The sequence below is a fragment of the Halobacillus kuroshimensis DSM 18393 genome, assembly GCF_000425705.1.
GTDB classification, from domain to species: Bacteria; Bacillota; Bacilli; order Bacillales; family Halobacillaceae; genus Halobacillus; species Halobacillus kuroshimensis.
Genome location: NZ_KE384438.1, coordinates 37,550 through 58,543, shown reverse-complemented (window position 1 = coordinate 58,543; position 20,994 = coordinate 37,550). Strand labels below are relative to the sequence as shown.

Here is a 20,994-nt window from a genome sequence, read left to right as displayed (position 1 = left end):
GGCTGAATCATGAAAAGCGCAATGCTGATCGTCAATCCTTCTTCAGGTAAAGAGGAAGCCGTTACGTATGTGGCTGAAATTCAGGAGATACTTGAAGATAAAGGATATGCTGTGAAAGAAGTACAGACGGAAAAAGAATTGGATGCTACCAAATACTGCCGGGATGCCTGTAAAGAAGCGTATGATCTGGTCGTTTCTCTTGGAGGGGATGGAACGCTTCATGAAACCATTAACGGCATGGTCGATCAAGAACACCGGCCCCTTCTGGCTGTGATTCCACTGGGGACCGTCAATGATTTCGCCAGAGCCTTGAATATACCGCTTCATCCGGATGAAGCGGTCCAGCTGCTGCGTAATGACCATTCCCGGAAAGTGGACATAGGTAAAGTGAACGAACGGTATTTTGTAAATATTACAGCTGTCGGAGCTCTCGCTGAAGCGACGTATGAAGTCAGTCCGGAGCAGAAGACGCGTTTTGGTCCACTTGCCTATGTGATGGAAGGAATCAAAACCCTTTCTTCAGATGGAACCAGTCCGCTGACCATTCAGTTCGATGATCATAAAACGTGGGAAGGGGACGCGTTCCTTTTTCTGGCCGCTCTAACGAACTCGACAGGTGGGTTTGAGCGTCTGGCGCCCGACGCAGAAGTAGATGACGGTCTGCTGCACTGTTTCATTCTTCCGCGTATGAACATGATGCGCCTTGCCTCCATCGTTACCTCCATTTTAAGAGGAGAATTACAGGAAGATTCCTCGGTTGAGTATTTCAAAGCCCGGCGGGTGGAGATCTCGTCCCGGGAAACGGTGAAAACCAATGTGGATGGGGAAGAGGGCGATCCTCTCCCTGTCGTCCTAGATGTTCTTCCTTCTCATATAGAAGTGATTTCTGTACCTTAGGGCGGTGTCGCAGGACCCGTCCTTTTTGCTGGGCTTTTTGAATGGATGTCCGTTGTTTGAACGTTCATAATAGAAGAGTGAGGTGATGGAAAGATGAAAAAACCGGATCTGGAGGATTACCTGCAGGAAGGGATATATGGAAGCAGAGAAACCAACCCGGGTGAACGCAGACAATTTTTAGGTACGCTGCGGGAACGGATTCTCCTTGCGCTGACGAACGGGCAAGTGATGCAGGAGGAAGGTTTTGGGGAGCTGGAGAAGGAAATGAGCCGCAACCCCGAGGCGACACTGTTATTGAACGGGGAGATCAGCTACCGCTTTTTATCGCCATTAAAGGATATAGCGGAGAAGCATAACATTCATCATACTACAATCTCCAATCAGGATACAGAAACGGAGTACGGGGCAGTGTTAACGCTCGATTACGCTGTGGAAAAAGAAGAGATTCATTATCATCCTCCGGCTCCAAAAGAAGAAGCCCCCGAGCGTAAAAGTTTCTTGAAACGATTGTTCGGAATATGAAAAGGACTGCCGGGAGCAGTCCTTTTTTATTATTGATATTGTTTGAGGAACCGGGCTAAGCCAGTAAATATAAGTACAAATGAGAACAGAATCATCGCAATGTAGCCTGCATAGTACAAGAATTGATCAAAGAAATTTCCACCCGTATCACCTAAGCTGAACAGGGCATAACCAGCGAGCAGAGCAGCCAGGAAGTAAAACGCATTGTTGTTGAATTCCATGATGGTTTCCCACCTCCTTTGTACTTTCAATATATGAGCAGCAGGCAGGCAATATTTATCTTTTGGAAAATATTTTGTCCTTCATGAAAAACATAAAAAAACTCCCTTTTGAAAACAAAAGGGAGATGGTGCTCGTCTTTCGATGAGGGAAGACGTACCATGAAATCTACAGGTTATTTTTCCTGGCGGGGAAAAATAATAGGGTCATTCGACGTAAGAGACAAAAGAGTGTACCTATGTAAGAACAGTTACGATGTGACAATCGCTGAAGGCGTGGACAACCTGCACGCCATCTCACTTACGGTGATGAGGAAACTCTTTTGCTTCTTTTATTGTACCACTGCTCCGGTGGGTTCTGCTTTGGGAAAAAGAGAGTGGAAAACGATACTTAAATGAGTGATTCAGGAAAGTTTTTTCTCAAGTTTTGTCTAAGTCTGGAAACTTGTAAAAATGATCCAACAAGTGATTGTCGGAATGTGACGCATCCTGTACACTTTACATATCAATGAGACGAGGTGGAAGCAATGGATGTCAACAAGCTTCAATGGATGATGCAGATGCAGAGCTTTTCTTTTTTGGGCGGCACTCAGCAGGGAAATGGGGGACAGGATCTGCAGGGGTTGTCCTTTCAGGATTTGTTTCAAGCGGCAGTCAGTCAGGCGTTTGCGGCAGGGGTGGCCCCCGTGTCGATGAATACAGAGTCCCTTTATTTGAACGGGACGGATCGACCTCTAGCTTCTCCGGTGACAACAGCACCGAAGCAGCAGCCGGCTCCTGCTGAACAAACAAAAGGATCAGAAAGCCTGGATCATTGGATATCGAAGGCATCTTCCCAATATGGGGTGGATGAAAGTCTGATTCGTTCTGTCATTCAGACCGAATCCAATTTTGATGCAGATGTTGTCAGTCATGCCGGGGCCCAGGGGCTTATGCAGTTGATGCCCGCCACAGCAAGAGGCCTGGGGGTGGAGAATCCTTTTGATCCGGAACAGAACATTATGGGAGGGACCAAGTATCTAAAACAAATGCTTGACCGCTACAATGATGATCCGTCCCTGGCTCTTGCCGCGTATAATGCCGGGCCGGGAAATGTTGATAAGTACGGAGGTATTCCTCCTTTTCGAGAAACCGAGAACTACGTAAGCAAGGTCCTTGGGCGAGTATAAAGACCAGTTGTCACCCGGTGTATGTCGAGTGGCGCTTATGTTCTGCTTATTGATCGATGTATTTACAGGCGGTACCATGGATAAGTTTTTCATGACAGCCGGATAGTGAGCAGAAGAGAAGAACCCCTTCTTCGTATTTTTAAATCATAAAAGAGGGATACACATTCTCACGAAAAACCCCTGACAGGGACTGTCAGGGGTTTTTCATTTATATCGACTTCTCAAGAAGAACCGTGATTTTCCATCCAGTTACATTCCAGATCAAGTACTGTCCAGCTGCAGATGGCTTGGGCTGATCAGGGCGCCTCCGCATTTCTTTTTTTAATCCGGTTCCGAGGAGCAGTCCTTCGCAATATCAGCCGTTCATTTTCGTGAAGAAAGTCCCCTTCACTGCAATGCCCGGCTTATACGTGTCAGGCCTCCCCGCTCCTCTCCACACCCTATTTTACTTATCGGGTTCTAAATGGCGGCTCATTTGCAGGTATTGGTTGAAGACGATGGTCATTTCTTTGAGGCGGCTGCGGACGTCTTCGTCGATGAGCTCGCCGTCGGTGGAGAAATGATTGGTATGGGTATAGACGTAGTTCGGTGTGACCATGCAGCGGAAGTAATTCAGGATTGGTTTCAGTTGATTTTCGATAACCAGGTGGTGCTGAAGCGTCCCTCCGTTGGCGATGATGGTGACGGGTTTGTAGCGCATAGCCAGTGGTGATACGGCATCAAATACGTTTTTTAACGTTCCTGGAATGGAGCCCTGGAAAATAGGGGTTGCGATCACGTAGGCGTCGGCCTCCTCAATTTCCTGTATCAGGCGCTGCATATCCTGATTGTATTCCTCGGCCGGACGCCCGTCGACGAATTGAAGTTCGTAATTTTCCAGGTCGATGATTTTCGTTTCGTGATCATCTGGCAGCAGTTGAATGTATTTATCTATTTCATTTAGCAGTGTCCGTGTTTTTTTTCCGACAATTGTTCCGTTGAGCAGCAAGATCTTCATGACATCCTTCTCCCCTTTTGGTCTTTGTTTATAGTATATGCCAATGATGTTGTCTGGGCTATTCTCTCTCTGTGATCCCGGGTTGTTCTCCTTTTTATGGTAAAGTATACGCACAGTGAAAGCAATGGAAAGCAGTGGCTGTAAAAGCGCTCAAACAGGGAATGAATAGAAGGGGAGGGATGAGGAATGATACGTTTCTGGAGAAGAATCAAGTTTCTTTTTAATGTGCGGAAGTCTGTGCCGTTTATCGTACGCTTTTTTCAGTCCAGGCAGGTAAGTATGAAAAAGAAATGGTTGTCCGTTCTTCTTCTTACAGCCTACCTTGCATTTCCGTGGGACTTGATTCCGGATGTGCTCATCTTCTTTGGGATTGTCGATGATCTGGCTGTGTTCACGTACATTCTTCAGTGGATGGTGAAAATGGCACCGGAATCGCTGCAGGAGGAATTTCGGGTGTACAAGGAATAGAAAGGTTTACCATTAGGGAAGATGAGGTATGTAATGGATGGAGTCTCTATACTAGCCAAGGAGTGATAATGATGAGTAAAGTTATGTTTACAGCGCACGCAACAGCCCAAGGTGGACGTAATGGACACGTAAAATCTGATGACGGTCTTATTGATCTGAACCTGACTATGCCGGGTGAAGGTTCAGAAAAAGGTTCAAACCCTGAACAGCTGTTTGCTGCAGGATATTCTGCCTGCTATGATGGTGCTCTGAACCTTGTGGCAAGCAATCAGAAAAAGGATATCGATTCTGAAATCACTGCTGATGTAAGCCTCATGAAAGATGAAGCAGACAATGGCTTTAAAGTCGGTGTTGTCCTTAATGTGAAAATTAAAGGTGTATCCCAGGAAGAAGCAGAAGAGCTTGCAGAAGAAGCTCATAAAGTATGCCCTTATTCCAAAGCTACACGCGGCAACATTGATGTAGAGATCAATGCTCAGGCGGTATAATTGATAAGAAGGAAAAATCCCGGGACTTTCCCCGGGATTTTTTTATGGGTGTTTAGGCGGATGATTTCTATTTCCATCAGGCGTGTGGTATTTTATAATGGAAGGGGTGAAGAGCTGTGCAAATCACCGATGAAGCGCGTGACTTACTGCAGCAGATATTAGAAGAGGAAGAGGCACCGGGCCTCCGGCTGTTTTTTGCCGGATATGGATGCGGAGAGCCTGATATCGGTATGACACTCGGCGAACCTGAAGCCGATGACGAACTGCATTATATCAATTCGATTCCTGTCGCTGTTGACCAGAGAATTGCTCATTTAATTGAACCGTTGACTATAGAAGGAAAACAGACGATGGAAGGGCCGAAGTTTCAAATGACCGGTCTTCCTGAGAAAGACTGTTAACCGAAAGCCCACTTTAGTGTGGGTTTATTTTTTTAGCTTGAAAAAGAAGAAAGGGGAGCGGCATACTCCATGATGGCACCAGGACACCAGGTTGTCGGCTTCACCTTCGGGGTAGGCGCGCTGACGTTGATTCCTGCTTTTGAAGTTGTTTCCGAGCGGCCGTTTCAAATGGTCTTATTTTTAGTGTTTGTTTTAATCGGTTCGCTGCTGCCGGATATTGATACACCGACCTCTACATTCGGACAGAAATTCTGGCGCGGCTTACTAACCATCTTTACGCTCGCATTTTTGTGTTATTTGTTTTTCCCATCTTATTTGAATACATACCGGGATGAACTGAAGATATTTGTTATGATGCTGCTTCCGGTTCTTATTATGATCCGGGGGCACAGAAAAATGACTCACTCCTTGTTGTTTGTAGGCCTGTTGATTGTTTACAGTGCGATTCTTGAACAAGCTTTCCAAGTTCCACGTGTTCTTGCTGCCGGGCTGGTGGTCGGAGTCATTTCTCATTTGTTCGGTGATTACTTGACGAAAAAAGGCATCCCGCTTTTTTATCCGTTCTCGAAAAAGCACCAGCAGTTCCTCATTACATTCCGTACTGGATCGCCCAGTGAGAAAATGATTGTCTACAGTCTTGTTCTATGGAACGTCTGGTTCCTTACCTCAACCATCTTTTAATCTGCCTCATCGGTGATTAAAGATTGAACAGTGCTTCAACTTTATATAGACAAATGGTAGAATTTTCAATAAAATGGTAATAGATATAGGAGAGGAGTCCTTGGACTGATGAAGGATCACCAATTAATAGAGCCGAGACCGTTGGCCAGCCTGCATATGCGGCATACATCCTCGTTGTACATGACTTACCTGGAAAATCTTAAAATCCACTCTCAAAAAGAAGCGCTGCTTCGTACAAGGGATGTTATTCTTGGGGATTTTCCGACTCACATCGATGATCAGCTGGCCTGCCTTGAATTCTTTTATATGAATGATTTCTTCGAGGACTTAGCTGTCGTGCTCCATTCTCCTTACATACACCAGGAAGTCCTTCCGCTTTACAACCTTCTGCTCCAACGCGTGAGAACCCCCGTGTCAAAGGAGCAGTTGACCCTGCTGCAGCAGTATCAATGCAGTCATCCTTCCCTGCACTGCCTTCATCTCTTTCTCATGATTTATGCTTATTATGACCTGAAAGTTTTTACAGCCCTGGACAAATACATTGACGATTGTGACCGTGCGTTGGCCAACGTGGATGAGCCATTGATGTACTACTATCTCAATCAGCGGTACCAGGAGCTTTTATTTCATCATTATTGGAAAACAGACAACCCAATTCTAGCCAGCCGGCACGCCTACAAAATGATCAATACGGAGCTTTCGCCGCGTCGGAAAAGCCGTATGTATTTCATTCTTGCCCTTTGTCAGCTGTTCAACGGCTATGATTCAGCTATGGATCCGCTGACGAAAGCGCTGGCGATTGCTGATCAGTACGAATTATCTTCTTTTGCGGATATGATCCGTGTTCATACCATCCCGTTCATTTCCGCCTTTCATCACCGTACAGCCGGCGTATCTACGACGGATGTCGTGGAACAGGCTCATCTGGATCTGGCGGACGGCCGCTTTGAAAAAGCGCGTCAGGCATTGGAATCCCTTCCAACCCCTACACCTTTTCAGGAAAGCTACCTCGGTTACGTCAACCAGGATATGGACATGCTTTACCGTTCCTATACGCGCTTTATTAAAGAAAGGGGCGATCACTTTTTCGCCCGTGTTCCGTTGGAATATATGAAACGTTTAAAAACCTGTTAGGAGGCTGTGAAAATGAAAAAAGCATTTCAAACGTCAGTGGTTGGTTTCGTTCTCATGTTTTCTCTTTTTTTATCATCGTCCGCCTTTATGAGTGAAATTCAGGACAGCAGAGCTGGAAACGCAGAAGTGATGTATGATCCCGGTGATCCAGGAATCGGTTGAATAAGAAAAACAGCTGTCCTTTGCAGGACAGCTGTTTTTTTGATCTATGCATTCTTTTTATGACTGTTGTCTTCGCTGGAATCATACTTCCGCTGCGGGAGCGGTTCCTTTCGTATGATCTTCAGGAAGGCGTAGATAAAGAGAATAATAATCACCGTGAACGGCAGGGCCGATACGAGAGAGGCTGTCTGCAGCGCATCGAGACCTCCAGCTACCAATAGAACACCGGCGATGGCCGCCATCAGTACTCCCCAGACAATCTTAATGAAAAGGGCAGGAGTGAGACTGCCGTTCGTCGTCATACTGGCAAGGATGTAGGTTGCTGAGTCTGCAGATGTTATTAGAAACGTAGCAATCAGGAAAATGGACAGCAGCGACAGGATTCCGGTCAGCGGAAGAAACTCATAGGTTTCAAAAAGAGCTACGGTGACGTCATTGCTGACGGCCTGCGCAATTTGTGTTCCATTATTCAGATCGCTGTTCAAAGCTGTTCCTCCGAATGTTGCAATCCATAAGCAGGCAATAAGTGGAGGGACAACGAGAACACCGAAAATGAATTCGCGGATCGTTCTCCCCCGCGAAACACGGGCCACAAAGGCACCTACGAAGGGGGACCAGGCAATGACCCAAGCCCAGTAGAAGATCGTCCACTCTCTCAGCCATGTTCCTCCCTCATAAGGGGTGAGACGAAGGCTGTAGGTCACAAAGTTCGTAATATAATCTCCCAGTCCAAGGGTGAAGCTGTTTAAGATGAAAACTGTAGGACCGGCAATGAAAACGAACAAAAGCAGCAGTAGACAGAGGCCGAGATTCAAATTACTGAGCCACTTGATTCCTTTATCAAGCCCTGTACTGGAGGAAGTTAAGTATAAAATTAAAAGCACGCCTGTGATGACAAGCTGTATCGTGGTGTTATTAGGTACACCGAAGACGGCATTCAATCCTCCATTCATCTGCAGGATGCCGAGTCCGAGGGAAGTGGCGATGCCCATGACTGTAGCAATCACGGCAAGGGAGTCGATGGTGTATTTGACAGGCTTTGACTTCCCGAGAACTGGTTCAAGGGCTGTAGATACCAAACCGTCTTTTTCTTTACGGAACTGCAGGAAAGCAATCAGCAGGCCGACGATAGTAAATACGGACCATTGGTTAACCCCCCAGTGAAAGAAGGAGTAGCCCATTGCGACACGCGCCGCTTCCTCTGTCTGAGCTTCCATTTCAGAAAACGGTGTTTCAAAGAAATGGCTCATCGGTTCAGCAACGCCCCAGAAAACGAGGCCCACACCGAAACCGGCGGAAAAAAGCATGCCGATCCAAGTGAAGAACGGGAATTCTGGCTTGGAATCCGGCGGGCCGATTTTAATTTTTCCGTATTTGCTTAAGCCAAGTCCAACAAGGAAAATGACGAAGCCGAACACAGAAATTAAGTAAAACCAGCCGAAATTGATGGTGGTGAATTCGAATAAGGTTCCGGCTACAGCACCAAAACCTTCCGGGTTGACCGCTCCAATTACGACAAGTACGAGAATCACAGAAGCGGAAATGAGGAATACAGGGTTTTTCAGGTGATCTTTCATCGTCGTCTCCTTTCATAAGAATGACGTGAGAAAAAAAGGGGTGGGTTCTGGAGTGTTGTGTATATAATTCCCTACATTTTCCTTGAGAAACCTTTGTCTCTCTTTATGCTTCAAATTCATTTCTAAGCATACCGAGAAGGACCGTATCATAATAAGAGCCCTGGACGAACTCATTCTTCCTCAAACGTCCTTCTTCGACAAAGCCTGCTTTTTCATAAAGACGCAGGGCCTGGGTGTTGCCGCTCCACGTATCCATCTGCACACGCTCAAGGTTCAACGTATAGAACAGGTGTTTTAAAAGGGTGGATAAGACATCCTGTCCATAGCCCTGCCCCCAGTAGGCACGTTCTCCGATGCTGATACCGACTTCCGCTGCACGCGTGACAGGGTTTAGTGCTCTGTAATCGCATTTTCCAATCGGAACGTTTGTGCCGATGGTGTACACAATAAAGACACGGCCTTTTTCCCATAACGCCTGATGGGTCAGGTTTTTTTCGTAAAACGCTTCGATATCTTCCTTCGGGTTGTTGTTTTGATAGGCGGAAGAGCTGCCGTGACCCAGATCGGCCAGCTGTTCGTCGTTCGCCCATCTGTATAAATGGTCCAAGTCATGTCTTCCGACTGGACGCAGTTCGACTAACTGTCCTTTTAACATCATCCACCTCCTTATTTTTGTTCATTGTAGCAGATGATTTATGGAAAAATAAGGGTAGTCATAAGGGCTCACATGTGCATAGTTCTTCAATAATCCAACTTTGAAGGATGACCTGGACAGTATGGATCTGTCGGCTTTTGACGTTTTTTTGAGTTTGCGGGAAAATTTGGTACACTTTGATCCGAGGAGTCCTTATCCATCATAAGGGCTGTTTTTTTATGCAGGAAATGACGACAATTGTTTAATTTTTCTAGGTTTGGGTATTCGATAATTATGCAGGACCCAACTTTTTCCCCGCATTTCATATCCTCTATGACCATTATTTAGGAAGAAAGGAGCAAATCATGCAAAAAGTTACCTCGGTATTCTGGGTTACACTGGCTATCGCATTATTTTCCGTCATCTGGGGGGCATGGGCCCCGGGAAGTCTGGAGTCCATTACAGGTAAAATCCAGTCTTACATCTCTGTTCACTTTGGGTGGTATTATTTATTAATCGTTACAGGCTTCGTCGTTTTTTGTCTTTATATGATATTCAGCCCGTACGGTAAAATGAAGCTCGGGAAGGAAAGCGATACCCCGGATTATAATTATGCCACTTGGTTTGCCATGCTTTTCAGTGCAGGCATGGGGATCGGTCTTGTTTTCTGGGGGGCTGCGGAACCGATTTTTTTCTACGCAAATAATGCGCCCACAGCGGAGACCGGTACAGCAGCGGCGTTGAATGAATCCATGCGCTTTGTCTATTTCCACTGGGGCGTGCATGCGTGGGGCATTTACGCGATCGTTGCCCTCGTCCTTGCGTATTTTAAATTCAGACGCGGAGCTCCCGCTTTGATCAGCTCCACACTCGAGCCGATATTCGGAGATAAAATGAATGGACCGCTCGGCAAGCTGGTCGACATCATTGCCGTTTTCGCCACGATTGTGGGTGTAGCGACAACACTTGGTTTCGGTGCCGCACAGATTAATGGGGGTCTGACCTACCTGACTTCTATTGAGGATTCCTTTGGAGTGCAGCTGATCATTATCGGGATTGTTACCGTTCTGTTCATGATGTCAGCCTATACAGGATTGAGCAAAGGCATTAAATACTTAAGTAATACGAACATGTTCCTTGCGCTGGCTCTTCTTGTTATTATGCTGATTGTCGGGCCGACGCTCTTCATAATGAACATGTTTACGGATACGATTGGGGCGTACTTGCAGAATCTGCCGACGATGAGTTTCCGTCTGGCTCCGAATAATGAGGAAAACCGTGCATGGATCAACGACTGGACTGTCTTCTACTGGGCCTGGTGGATTGCCTGGTCTCCGTTTGTCGGAATCTTTATTGCCCGTGTTTCCAAAGGGCGTACCATCCGGGAATTCTTGTCCGGTGTCCTTCTGGTTCCGTCTGTTGTCGGATTCCTTTGGTTCTCCACCTTCGGTTCCTCGGCGATTAAAGTGCAGCAGTCCGGCGATGCCGACTTGGCCGGACTGGCTACAGAACAGGCGATGTTTGGAATGTTTGATAACTATCCATTAGGTTTGATTCTTTCGATTATTGCTATGACTCTGATTGGAACGTTCTTTATTACATCTGCAGACTCTGCAACCTTCGTCTTGGGCATGCAGACGACGAACGGGTCGCTCACCCCGCCGACGATGGTCAAGTTCGCATGGGGGATCGTGCAGTCTTCCATGGCGGCTGTGTTGTTGTATTCCGGAGGACTGCAGGCGCTCCAAAATGCTCTGATTTCTGCCGCATTCCCGTTTTCCTTCATCATGATTCTCATGGTTGTCTCCCTTTACAAGGCGCTGCGCGCTGATAAGGCCGCTCTTGAAAAAGGGAAGGAGGAAAAGGAAAAAACATCTGCCTGATGCATGAAAAAAGGTCCGGGAAACCGGGCCTTTTGCTTTTTGTATTTTTCTTCAAGACAAGGTATGATGGAAGCTTAAAGAATGACTAAAAATATCTGCCTGTGAAAAAGGAGTAAAGAAACATGTGGGAATGGAGAAATATTTACCGTGGTCTTCTCATGGGAGCCAGCGATGTCGTTCCCGGCGTCAGTGGAGGCACCATTGCTGTAGTTCTGGGGATTTATGATCGTTTGATTGAGGCCATCAACGGATTTTTCAGTAAGGAATGGAAAAAACATTTGAAGTTTCTGCTGCCGCTCGGTCTTGGGATTGTCACATCCATCGCGCTGCTGGCCAGCGTCATTGAATGGCTGTTTGAACATTACCCGGGTCCGACGCAGTTTTTCTTTCTTGGATTGATTATCGGGGTGCTTCCCTATTTGACCCATAAAGCAGACATGAAAAATAAATTTCAAGCGAAGCATTATATTCTGCTGTTGATTGGTGCTGCTGTCGTGGCTTCTATGGCCATCTTCCAGACATCGGAAACGACGGCAATGGAGGAAATCACACTGTCCGGATACCTGCTGCTGTTCTTTTCCGGATGGATTGCCAGCAGTGCCATGATTCTTCCCGGCATCAGCGGATCGTTCATCCTTCTGATCATCGGTGTGTACACAACCGTGACTTCAGGCATTTCGGATTTCCGTATCGATATCATCGCCGTGGTCGGATTAGGCATTCTGCTTGGTTTGGTTTCTATGAGTAAAATCGTGAAGTTTTTCCTGGAAAATTACACGTCTGGAACCTTTGCTGTCATTATCGGCCTTGTGATTGGTTCCGTGTTTGTCATCTTTCCCGGCGTTCCTGAATCGACAGGACTTCTCATCGTCAGTATCGTCACTTTCCTTGCAGGACTGCTTGCTGCCTGGCTGCTCGGCCGTGTGGAATACAAGGACTAGCATCCGTGAGCGGAAAGTAAGACAAATGAGCGTGATTTGATTATCATGAGGGTAGAGCTTGCTTAAAGGAGATTGATAGGAATGGAATCTATTCAAAGCGTGGATCAATTTAACGAAACGATTGCCAGTGAACAGCCGGTCATCGTGAAATTCCAGGCGGACTGGTGTCCGGACTGCCGCCGCATGGACATGTTTATCGGTCCGATTATCGAGGAATATAATGGTTACCACTGGTACGATGTGAACCGTGACCAGCTTCCTGAACTGGCTGAAAAGTATGAAGTTATGGGCATTCCTAGTCTGTTGGTTTTCCAAAACGGTCAAAAGACCGCTCATCTGCACAGTGCGGATGCTAAAACGCCGGAAGAAGTGCAGGAATTCCTACAGGCAAGCCTATAATGGGTGAGCGTCCACATGGCTGGTTCCATGTGGGCGTTTTTTATAAGGAGGTGAAAGGATGTCCAAACGATTGCTGCTTGTCGGCGCCGGTCATGCTCATTTGGAAGTGCTCAAGCAGTTGACTGAACACGGTCTGCCTGATGTGGATGTGTGCCTCATTACACCATCCCCCTATCAATATTATTCCGGTATGTTTTCCGGTTTTACCGAAGGAATCTACACAGAAGAAGACACGAGAGTCGATCTTCGTCCACTCACGAAAAGAGCCCGTGTTCAGCTGATTCAGAAGACAGCTGTGACGATCAGGCCGGAACAGAAGAAGATCATCTGCCATGATGGTAGCGTTTACCCTTTTGATGCCGCCAGTTTTGATATCGGCTCACGCAGCCTGCCGGAGTCCGTCGAGCATACGGCCGCCCAGTCCATTAAACCGAACTACCTTTTCACTGAACGCATGAAGGATCTACGAGAAACCCCTCAGCCTTTGATTGTCGGAGGGGGAGCGGCCGGAACGGAACTGGCCCTTTCCATACAGGCTTATAAAAATATGCACCAGCGGCCGGGGCAGGTACGTCTCGTTACTTCAGGACCTCTTTTGCCGGATACTCCTAAATGGGTCCGGGCGCGGATGAAGCATATCCTGAAGAAAAAAGGTGTCCGGGTGTGGGAAGATGAAGAGGTGAAAGCCGTCACGGATTCCAGCATTGAGACCAGCAGAGGAAATAAAATCCGACACACCGGTGTCCTCTGGCTGGGCGGAGCTGTCGGGGATGCCATATTTACGCGGGCAGGGCTGGATGTGGATGATCGTGGTTTTGCTTTTGTGTCGCGAACGCTGCAGTTCAAAAACTATGACTATTTGTTCGGAGCGGGAGATTGTGTCACGCTGGAAACCGACCCTGATCTCCCGAAAAGCGGCGTTTATGCCGTTCGTCAGGGCCCGGTTTTATGGGAAAACGTAAAGAATTTCTTCCATCATCAGCCGCTGGAAACCTTCGTGCCTCAAAAGAACGCTTTGTATATTCTTTCGACTGGAGATCGGAAAGGGTTTTTGATTTACGGACCTCTGCATACACATAATCACAAAGCATGGCAGTTGAAGCATAAGATCGATCGTGAATTTATGGCGAAATACAAATAAAAAAGCCTTTGAACCGTATGCCGAAGAGGGATGGTTCAAAGGCTTTTCTTATGATTAAATCTTCAACCAGGCCCGTACTTTATTCCGGAAAAGGTAAGTCGTTACAAGAATAAGGGCAAAAACGCTCAGGGCGGCGAAAATCAACGTCCTGTCCCCACTGGCAAGACTGGTACCGACAAGGCTGTAGGCGAATGTGCCGGGCAGCATACCGAGGACCGTGGCCAGGATAAAGGGTGGCAGTTTCACTCGCGTCATCCCTGATAAATAGCTGAGGATATCAAATCCGACAAGCGGGATGAGTCTGAGGACAAATACATATAAAAATCCCTGTCCTTTCATACGCTCATAGATGGAAGAAGCCCATTTGGACTGATGGAACTTCAACACGGAATCCCCGAAGAAGCGCCCCATCACCCATCCGGTGATTCCTGCCCCTGTCGCTCCGATGACGATGTACAACATACCCGGCCACAGGCCATAGGCAAAGGCTGCTGCCAAGGAGAGCACGGAGGTTGGAAAGACGACAATGGGACCGATGGCATACAGTCCCATAAAAATGAGCGGGCCGATACTGCCGAACGACAGGATGTAGGCACGGATGTTTTGTGGATCGACGTTAAACCGGCTCCGGGCAAACCAGGCCGCCGCAATAAAAATCGTCAGGAACAAAAGCGAACGGAGCAGAGTTTTTTTATTCATGTTGGTTCACCTCAAATCGTTGAATGCGGGAAGTCGGGATGTGCAGAGTGACTTCTTCTGTATCCGTTGTAACCTGTTGAACGGGTAACGCCACTCTGGAGCCGAGGGCGGGAACGTTGATATGAGCGACAGGATGTCCGTGCTGGTACGTCAGGTGCTCCATCCGCCCTTGGAATGTGCGTACCTCGCCGTCTCCATGGCCCGGGGAAAGCTGTATGTCCCCCAGTGGGACAAATTCGTTTTCATTCAGGATCAGGTGCCCGCCCATGAAGGAAGCGACTTTTTGATTGGCAGGATGGTGATGGAGGACGGATGCTTCTCCAATCTGCTGAAACGTTCCGTCCTGAAAGACGGCAATCTGGTCTCCCATGATCATAGCTTCTTCCATATCATGTGTGACGAACAAGGCTGTCGTTTTCTGTTCAACGAGGAAATCTCTGACCCAGTAGCGCAGGTCCTGCCTAAGCGATGGATCCAGGCTGCTGAACGGTTCATCAAAAAGAATCACTTCCGGTTCAGTCGCCATGGCGCGGGCAAGCGCTGTCCGCTGCTGCTGACCACCGGATATTTCCGCAGGGAAATGGTTTCTATACCGGCTCATTCCGATCGCTTCAAGCAGTCTTTCTACTTTCTGTTTGTTATATTTCTTAGATACTTTCGCTCCATAGACAATATTCTCTTCTACTGTCATATGAGGGAACAGAAGCGGCTGCTGGAAAACGAGACTGATATCCCGCCGGTTGGCTTTTGTAGCTGTAATGTCCTTTCCGTTCATCCAGAGGGACCCGTGTGTTGGGGTTTCGAGGCCGGCAAGGACGCGGAGCAGCGTCGTTTTCCCACTTCCAGAAGGACCGACAACGCTGAGAATTTCCCCTTTCTTTAATTGAAAGGAAAGGCCGTTCAGAATCAGGTCTTCTTGAAAGCTTTTTTTCAATTGCTTCACTTCTAATGTAGTCGGGCTCATCTTTTATTCCTCCAAGGCAGGCGAGAGTAGGGAAGCAGAAGGATGGCAGCTTCCACCAGGATATACATCCATACGGGTATGACAGCAAACCAGAGGGAAAACGCAGACATGACGGAAGCATCCGCATTTTCCAGAAATGGAAAGAATACGAGAGGCAGCGTCAGCACACGTCCTCCGCCAATCACAGCTGTAATCGCGTACTGGCTCAGACTGATGACAATGGTTAAAAAAGTGACACTTCGAAGCGCCGGTTTCAAGAGAGGCAGCTCCACCGTGAACAGCTGCCTGAAAAATCCGGATCCGAGAATGTGAGGCTGCTCAAGCATCGCCCGTCCAATCTGCTGGTAACTGTTGTGAAATACTTTAATGCTGTAAGGGACGGTCGGTACAAGGTGGATGATGATGACACCAAGTGCTGTATCCGCCAGTCCGGCACGGATCATAAAGATGTGAAGACCCATAGCGATCGCAAGGACGGGGATAAGAATCGGTGACAGCAGTAAAGCCTCCACCCAGGGTTTTCCTTTAAATGGGACGGTGGTGAGCGCTTTGCCAGTGAACACACCAATCAGCACATTCAGGAGCAGGACGACAAAGCCGATACATATCGACGTGAATGTGGCTTTCCAGAGCATCGGGTTCTGCAGCAGCTGTTCATAGCTGCGAAGCTCCCAGTCCAGTCCAGCGCCTGTCTGAAACCGCCACGGCGCACTGAAGCTCTGAGCGACCAGTACGAGAAGCGGTATAAGGAAAAACAGGAGAGTGAGCACTAAAAATATATGTGAGTTCTGCTTCATGAACGACTTCCTCTCATAGCTCTCCATCTGGCTTTATTTAAGTACCCGTATCCGATAAAGGATAGAACCAGCAGGACGAGGCTGATGCTGACCATAGCGGCAAACGCCAGTGGACGTTTCTGCCAGGAGCTTCCGTAAAACCAGTCATAGCTGAGTACGGAGACCATCTCCGGAAACGTGGTTCCCAACAGAGCGGGCACTTCATAAGCCGACAAGGTGAAAGAGAAAATGATCAGGCTTGTTTCCATCAGAACCGGAAGCAGGTGAGGCAGTTCAACCGCAGTGATTCTGTTCCAAGCGGACCCTCCAAGTGTATCGACGAGTGCATAGTATTCCGGCCGGATTGAAGCATACACTGGCAGCAGCATCAAGATGACAAGGGGAACCTCTTTCCATACATAGGTTAAGATGATGCCGATTCCGTCAGGGTCCCTTGTGAGTATCGGAAATTGCTGAGGGTCAGCTATCCAGCCGGCAGCCGTTAACAGCTGAGCGGCCACTCCGGTTTCCGAAAGAAGGAGAATGACCATATAGCCCCAGACAAAGTGCGGGAACAGCATCGGTATCCATACACTCACCCTTGGTGCCATTTTTTCCAGGATGGGATAAAAACTGCGTGTGAAAGCGATCCCGATAAGAATAGACAACAGGGTGGCGATCAAGGCTGTCTGCAGGCTGAAAACAAGAGACGTAACAAACCGGTTGGATTCAAAGATCTGCCGGTAATAGTCCAGTGTCCATCCTCTGTGCCGGCCGAAGCTGTTCAAGACAGCTGTCAGAAGCCCGTAAAGAGGAAGGAGCATAAACAGGACAGCCGGCAGGAAAAGGAGAGAATGTTTAAGGTTGAACGACTTCATCAAACCACTGCTCTTTCATCCATTCGACATAAGCGGCTTCTGATTCAGGAAGGAAGCTTTCCTCCAGCTTTTCTGTGGAAAGAACGCTGTCCCCTCTATCCACCGCTTCAAATTTCTGTTTCATATCTTCGGGTAGTTGATCTAAGCTGATCGTAGTGTTTTCTCCCCAGTAATCCGGCTTGAACTTGGCCAGCTGGGCTTCCGGTGAAAGCAGGAAGTTAATGGCAGCCAGCGCTCCGGGAGGATTGGAACTATTGAAGGGGATGCTCAAAAAGTGTGTATTTCCAATAGAACCTGGCTCCAGGACGAACGAACGGGTGGATTCCGGGAACACTCCATCAGCGACCAAGGATTCCGCCCGGGACTCATTGTAGCCCATCGTCATCAAGACTTCTCCCTGACTATATAAGCGATCCAGCTCTGTTAAGTCATTCGGGTAGTGATTTCCGGAACGCCATAAATCCGGCTGAATATCCTTGAGGTAAGCCCATGTGCGATCCGCTGCCGGCTGGATATCAGCTTCATTCAAGGGATTCTCATAAATATCTGATGGTTCTTCCGCCTGGGCATATAAGACGTGGCGTAAGAAAGCATTCCCGGAAAAGTCCTCCGCTCTCGGATAAGTGAACATTCCTGGGTTGTCATGAATCCAGTTCTGCAGTTCCTCAAAAGAGGAAGGAGGCTCACTGATCCGGTCGGCGTCATAGTGAAAGACGAACTGGACTTTGCCCCACGGAGCTTCCATCCCTTCTACAGATGTTCCGAAATCGGTCTGGAAAGCTGGATCTTCTGTGTCGTAATATTCATTGAAAGCAGGCAGCTTGTCTGTAAACGATCCTGCCAGCAGTTCGTTTTCTTTCGCATTTTTAAAGTTCTCCCCATTGATCCAGATCACATCGATCGGGCCGTCCTGTTTCCCGGCTTGTTTCTCTGTCTGGAGTTTTTGGAGTATTTCCGCCGCATCCATAGGAACACGCTCCAGGGTTATGTTGTGTGCTTCTTTCAGGCGGGGAGCCGCCCATTCATCAATGTAGCGGTTGATCCCTTCATCGCCGCCCCACATATAGAGACGCACCTCCGTGCCGTCGGCCTCTTCTTCAATGGTTTCCCAGGACATATCCTTCCATGCTTCTTTCTGGGAACCGCCGCCGCTGCAGGCGGCCAGTAATAGTGTGAACAGCAGCATAAGAATGCTCCACTTTTTCATGATTTTCCCCCTTAGGATCATTTTATAAAAAAATAAGTACAAGTCTCTGTCATCTATCATACAAACAAACGCCCGGGAAGGAAACTAAACCCTTTTCACCAATCGGCATACCTGTTCTTAAAGACGGGTACAAGAAGCGGGAAAGAAAGGAGAGGGAACCGATGCTGTATCAACATTTCGCAAGGCCTTCCGGCTGGATGGGGAAGCTTGCCGGACATTTTATGGAAAAAGAAAATGAAAAGCTGAATGCGTGGACACTATCGTTTCTGGATCTGCAAAAAGGAGAGGAAGTTCTTGAAATCGGATGTGGAGCAGGAAAAGCGTTAGAGCAGGCATCCAGTATTCAGGGACTCCGTCTTTACGCTTTGGATCCATCCGAGGTGATGGTCGAAACGGTTCTGCATAAATGGCGGAGCTTCAATAATGCTGCGCAGGTGGGCGTCATTCACGGACGGGCTGAAGACCTGGTCCAGTTCCACCGTCCGATGGATAAAGTCTATGCCGTTAACAATGTCACCTTCTGGGAAGACCCGGAAGAGATACTGGCCCATTTGTATACAAACATGAATCAAAACGGAAGAATAGCCTTAACGCTCCGTCCTCACGAAGAGGGGGCGGGAGATGATACGACACATATCCTGGGGGGCCAGATGAAGGCGATGCTGGTGCAAGCAGGGTTCCGGGATGTCTGCATCCATATCCGTCCTGAAAAGCCGAATAAAGCGGTCTGTGTCACAGGGATGGTGTGATAGGATAGAGGGAAAAGGGGGATGGTTATGAAGTTGAAAAAAGAACAACAAGAATACATGGCTGAACGGATCAAAGAGTGGTTTGAGCTTGAGCGTGGAGAGGTCATTGGTGATTTGGCGGCCGATCAATGGGTTCATCAGATGGCAGAGGAAATGGGGCCTTTCTTTTATAACAAAGGAGTGGAGGATGCCCGACGGATGGTGGAACAGAAGGTCATGAATGTAGATGAGGATCTTCGCTCCCTTGAGCGTCCTGCCGGGCGTCCGAAGCGGCGGTAAAAAAAACACCGCTTCAGGAAGCTGAAGCGGTGATGATTTCCTCATCGGCAGGTGGGGGAGTCGTTTCCGGTTCCTTCTGCCATTGGAACTGCTGGATCTGTTCATTCAATTGGCCGATCATCGTTTCCAGCTGTTCGCTTTCCAAAAGCAGCTGCTGGAAGGCGGACTGCTGCTCCACAGTAGAAGCTGAGATTTCCTCGGTTCCTGCTGCGGTCTGCTGGATGACACTGCTTACGTTTTCAAAGGCCGCATGAACATCTGTGCTCTGGTGACGGGACTGATCGAGCCCTTGTACGAGGGCTTCCAGGTGCTGGTCGATTGTATGAACATACGTACTGATCTGGTCAAAGGCGGCTTTTGATGCAGAAACAGACGTGTTCTGCTGTTCTGTCACCTGAACAGTTTCCGTCATTTCCCTGCGGATCGTATCCACGCCGCTCCGGATTTGTGACACCATATCGGAGATGTCTGCTGTCGCAGCGGTGGATTGGTCGGCTAATTTGCGCACTTCCTCAGCTACAACGGCAAATCCTTTTCCATGCTCTCCCGCACGTGCAGCTTCAATGGCTGCATTCAAGGCAAGCAGGTTGGTCTGGCTGGCGATATCGTTCACAAGGTGTACAGTCGATTCAATTTGATCGGTGTATTGAATGAATTGGTGCACCGATGTTTCGACTTTTGCTAAAGACGCCGTATTTTGATCCATCAATGTCCGCTGATTCATCAGACTGTTCTGCCCTTCCTCGACAGAATGAAGGGCCTGTGTGCTGATTTCCCTTGATTCCTGTCCGTCATTACGGTTCTTCGCAAAGCGGCCGTCCAGATCCTCCATCAATACAGCGGCATCCTGAACGTCGTTGGAGATCGACTGGCTCCCCTGGGCCAGTTCATCCGTTGAATGAGCCACCTGGCTGGATATTTCCGAAAGGCCGTTCATTTCCTGATTCAATCTGGAACTGAATGTTTTGACGCTCTGTCCGATTTCGTCTACGGACTGAACCGTCTCCTGAAGGTTCTCCACCATGACACGGAAGGATTGGGTCAGTTGGCCGATTTCATCGTTTTTCTTTGGATCGTCCTCGATGTTCACTGTCAAGTTCCCTTTGGCCACATCAGCAGCCTGGGCGGCCAGCTGCCGGACGGGGCGGGCGATATGTGCGGTCAGGCGGAAAGTGGAGTACAAGGTGCCGATAATTAAGACAACGGCCGCAATGATGGTGAACAGAATCAACTGACCGATCGTCTGTTGCTGTGCCTCCATTTTGTTTTCATACCATGCCTGTGATTCCCGCTGAAGCATGTACACATCATTGATTAACCCGGCTGTTCTTGATGCCTGCCGCTGAATCTCATTCGTGTCATCAGTATTCAAAGCTTCCGTGGCAAGGCCTTCCCAATCGTTGAATTTCGCCTGGGCCTGGTCAAACCACTGCCGCTGTGTATCGGTGACAATGAGCGGCTCCACAGCCTGAAACAGCTGCTTCGTCTGCTCCACCTGGGTGAAGGCTTCCTGTTTGGAAGCTTCGGAAGGGTTGTATCCATACGTCGTCAAGGCTTGTTCTACACGGACGAGCTGCCCGTGAAGTTCCTTACCATCCAGGAGCACCTGGATATCTTCATTCGTAGAGCGCTGCAATCCAATCATTTGAAACACAATCACACCGATTAAAATGATACACAACACCAGAGGCAGCAAAGTCATGACAAATAGTCTGCGGCTGATACTCATT

General features: G+C 48.2%; 25 protein-coding genes. 15 read left to right on the top strand and 10 right to left on the bottom strand.

The features are described from left to right. Nucleotides 1–9 precede the first annotated feature (9 nt). Together H615_RS0120325 and H615_RS0120320 are read left to right on the top strand one after the other, a co-directional pair. Nucleotides 10–897, top strand: a complete 888-nt coding sequence (locus H615_RS0120325) for a diacylglycerol/lipid kinase family protein (protein ID WP_027956833.1) — start codon at nucleotides 10–12, stop codon at nucleotides 895–897. Nucleotides 898–990: 93 nt separating this feature from the next. Next, nucleotides 991–1,419 (top strand): YueI family protein, encoded by a 429-nt coding sequence (locus H615_RS0120320; RefSeq protein ID WP_027956832.1) that lies wholly within the window; start codon nucleotides 991–993, stop codon nucleotides 1,417–1,419. A gap of 29 nt (nucleotides 1,420–1,448) precedes the next feature. On the opposite strand, the gene H615_RS0120315 is transcribed toward H615_RS0120320, so the two are convergent. Next, entirely contained in the window at nucleotides 1,449–1,640 is a 192-nt protein-coding gene (locus tag H615_RS0120315; protein WP_027956831.1) for a hypothetical protein, read from the bottom strand. Nucleotides 1,641–2,164: 524 nt separating this feature from the next. Here H615_RS0120315 and H615_RS22855 point away from each other — a divergent pair. After that, a complete protein-coding gene (locus H615_RS22855) occupies nucleotides 2,165–2,806 on the top strand; it encodes a lytic transglycosylase domain-containing protein (RefSeq protein WP_027956829.1) in 642 nt (213 codons plus the stop codon). Nucleotides 2,807–3,251: 445 nt separating this feature from the next. Here H615_RS22855 and H615_RS0120300 read toward each other — a convergent pair whose 3' ends face one another. Then, on the bottom strand, nucleotides 3,252–3,803 hold the full coding sequence (locus H615_RS0120300) for an NADPH-dependent FMN reductase (protein ID WP_027956828.1): 552 nt from the start codon (nucleotides 3,801–3,803) through the stop codon (nucleotides 3,252–3,254). A gap of 186 nt (nucleotides 3,804–3,989) precedes the next feature. Here H615_RS0120300 and H615_RS0120295 point away from each other — a divergent pair, with 186 nt between their 5' ends. The 6 genes from H615_RS0120295 (at nucleotide 3,990) to H615_RS22470 (ending at nucleotide 7,137) form a co-directional block, all read left to right on the top strand. Then, nucleotides 3,990–4,271: a YkvA family protein gene (locus H615_RS0120295; RefSeq protein WP_027956827.1), complete on the top strand. Its 282-nt coding sequence runs from the start codon at nucleotides 3,990–3,992 to the stop codon at nucleotides 4,269–4,271. Between the two features lie 71 nt (nucleotides 4,272–4,342). Continuing rightward, nucleotides 4,343–4,759, top strand: a complete 417-nt coding sequence (locus H615_RS0120290) for an organic hydroperoxide resistance protein (protein ID WP_027956826.1) — start codon at nucleotides 4,343–4,345, stop codon at nucleotides 4,757–4,759. A 116-nt stretch (nucleotides 4,760–4,875) separates the two neighbouring features. After that, nucleotides 4,876–5,160 carry an iron-sulfur cluster assembly accessory protein gene (locus tag H615_RS0120285; RefSeq protein ID WP_027956825.1) on the top strand — a complete coding sequence of 95 codons (285 nt, stop codon included), beginning with the start codon at nucleotides 4,876–4,878 and terminating at the stop codon, nucleotides 5,158–5,160. Nucleotides 5,161–5,229: 69 nt separating this feature from the next. Then, nucleotides 5,230–5,841 (top strand): metal-dependent hydrolase, encoded by a 612-nt coding sequence (locus H615_RS0120280; protein ID WP_027956824.1) that lies wholly within the window; start codon nucleotides 5,230–5,232, stop codon nucleotides 5,839–5,841. A 108-nt stretch (nucleotides 5,842–5,949) separates the two neighbouring features. Further along, complete coding sequence (locus H615_RS0120275; protein ID WP_027956823.1) at nucleotides 5,950–6,975, top strand: AimR family lysis-lysogeny pheromone receptor; 1,026 nt, start codon at nucleotides 5,950–5,952, stop codon at nucleotides 6,973–6,975. A 12-nt stretch (nucleotides 6,976–6,987) separates the two neighbouring features. Next, on the top strand, nucleotides 6,988–7,137 hold the full coding sequence (locus tag H615_RS22470; RefSeq protein ID WP_156896545.1) for a hypothetical protein: 150 nt from the start codon (nucleotides 6,988–6,990) through the stop codon (nucleotides 7,135–7,137). Between the two features lie 44 nt (nucleotides 7,138–7,181). On the opposite strand, the gene H615_RS21715 is transcribed toward H615_RS22470, so the two are convergent. Next, a complete protein-coding gene (locus H615_RS21715) occupies nucleotides 7,182–8,714 on the bottom strand; it encodes a BCCT family transporter (RefSeq protein ID WP_035532856.1) in 1,533 nt (510 codons plus the stop codon). Between the two features lie 103 nt (nucleotides 8,715–8,817). Beyond that, entirely contained in the window at nucleotides 8,818–9,369 is a 552-nt protein-coding gene (locus H615_RS0120260) for a GNAT family N-acetyltransferase (protein WP_027956822.1), read from the bottom strand. Nucleotides 9,370–9,713: 344 nt separating this feature from the next. Here H615_RS0120260 and H615_RS0120255 point away from each other — a divergent pair, with 344 nt between their 5' ends. The 4 genes from H615_RS0120255 (at nucleotide 9,714) to H615_RS0120235 (ending at nucleotide 13,712) form a co-directional block, all read left to right on the top strand. Then, nucleotides 9,714–11,231, top strand: a complete 1,518-nt coding sequence (locus tag H615_RS0120255) for a glycine betaine uptake BCCT transporter (protein WP_027956821.1) — start codon at nucleotides 9,714–9,716, stop codon at nucleotides 11,229–11,231. Between the two features lie 122 nt (nucleotides 11,232–11,353). After that, nucleotides 11,354–12,172 carry a DUF368 domain-containing protein gene (locus tag H615_RS0120245; RefSeq protein WP_027956820.1) on the top strand — a complete coding sequence of 273 codons (819 nt, stop codon included), beginning with the start codon at nucleotides 11,354–11,356 and terminating at the stop codon, nucleotides 12,170–12,172. Between the two features lie 81 nt (nucleotides 12,173–12,253). After that, nucleotides 12,254–12,571, top strand: coding sequence for a thioredoxin family protein (locus H615_RS0120240; RefSeq protein WP_027956819.1), 318 nt, complete (start codon nucleotides 12,254–12,256; stop codon nucleotides 12,569–12,571). A gap of 58 nt (nucleotides 12,572–12,629) precedes the next feature. Then, entirely contained in the window at nucleotides 12,630–13,712 is a 1,083-nt protein-coding gene (locus tag H615_RS0120235) for an FAD-dependent oxidoreductase (protein WP_027956818.1), read from the top strand. A gap of 54 nt (nucleotides 13,713–13,766) precedes the next feature. Here H615_RS0120235 and H615_RS0120230 read toward each other — a convergent pair whose 3' ends face one another. Genes H615_RS0120230 through H615_RS0120210 form a run of 5 tightly spaced genes read right to left on the bottom strand, consistent with a single transcriptional unit; the run spans nucleotide 13,767 to nucleotide 18,236 of the window. Next, the gene (locus tag H615_RS0120230) at nucleotides 13,767–14,411 is read right to left on the bottom strand and encodes a TVP38/TMEM64 family protein (RefSeq protein ID WP_027956817.1); all 645 of its coding nucleotides are present in this window, start codon (nucleotides 14,409–14,411) and stop codon (nucleotides 13,767–13,769) included. Further along, nucleotides 14,404–15,375, bottom strand: coding sequence for an ABC transporter ATP-binding protein (locus tag H615_RS0120225; protein ID WP_027956816.1), 972 nt, complete (start codon nucleotides 15,373–15,375; stop codon nucleotides 14,404–14,406). Before H615_RS0120225 ends, H615_RS0120230 begins: the two co-directional genes overlap by 8 nt. After that, the gene (locus H615_RS0120220) at nucleotides 15,372–16,172 is read right to left on the bottom strand and encodes an ABC transporter permease (RefSeq protein WP_027956815.1); all 801 of its coding nucleotides are present in this window, start codon (nucleotides 16,170–16,172) and stop codon (nucleotides 15,372–15,374) included. The genes H615_RS0120225 and H615_RS0120220 overlap by 4 nt, the downstream gene beginning before the upstream one ends. Further along, nucleotides 16,169–17,029: an ABC transporter permease gene (locus H615_RS0120215; protein ID WP_027956814.1), complete on the bottom strand. Its 861-nt coding sequence runs from the start codon at nucleotides 17,027–17,029 to the stop codon at nucleotides 16,169–16,171. Before H615_RS0120215 ends, H615_RS0120220 begins: the two co-directional genes overlap by 4 nt. Beyond that, nucleotides 17,010–18,236, bottom strand: coding sequence for an ABC transporter substrate-binding protein (locus H615_RS0120210; RefSeq protein ID WP_027956813.1), 1,227 nt, complete (start codon nucleotides 18,234–18,236; stop codon nucleotides 17,010–17,012). The genes H615_RS0120215 and H615_RS0120210 overlap by 20 nt, the downstream gene beginning before the upstream one ends. A gap of 161 nt (nucleotides 18,237–18,397) precedes the next feature. Between H615_RS0120210 and H615_RS0120205 the strand changes: the two genes are divergently transcribed. Further along, nucleotides 18,398–18,985 carry a class I SAM-dependent methyltransferase gene (locus tag H615_RS0120205; RefSeq protein ID WP_027956812.1) on the top strand — a complete coding sequence of 196 codons (588 nt, stop codon included), beginning with the start codon at nucleotides 18,398–18,400 and terminating at the stop codon, nucleotides 18,983–18,985. A 27-nt stretch (nucleotides 18,986–19,012) separates the two neighbouring features. After that, a complete protein-coding gene (locus H615_RS0120200) occupies nucleotides 19,013–19,264 on the top strand; it encodes a DUF2164 domain-containing protein (RefSeq protein WP_244877785.1) in 252 nt (83 codons plus the stop codon). A gap of 13 nt (nucleotides 19,265–19,277) precedes the next feature. Here H615_RS0120200 and H615_RS21710 read toward each other — a convergent pair whose 3' ends face one another. After that, nucleotides 19,278–20,993, bottom strand: a complete 1,716-nt coding sequence (locus tag H615_RS21710; RefSeq protein WP_051254792.1) for a methyl-accepting chemotaxis protein — start codon at nucleotides 20,991–20,993, stop codon at nucleotides 19,278–19,280. Nucleotide 20,994: the final 1 nt, after the last annotated feature.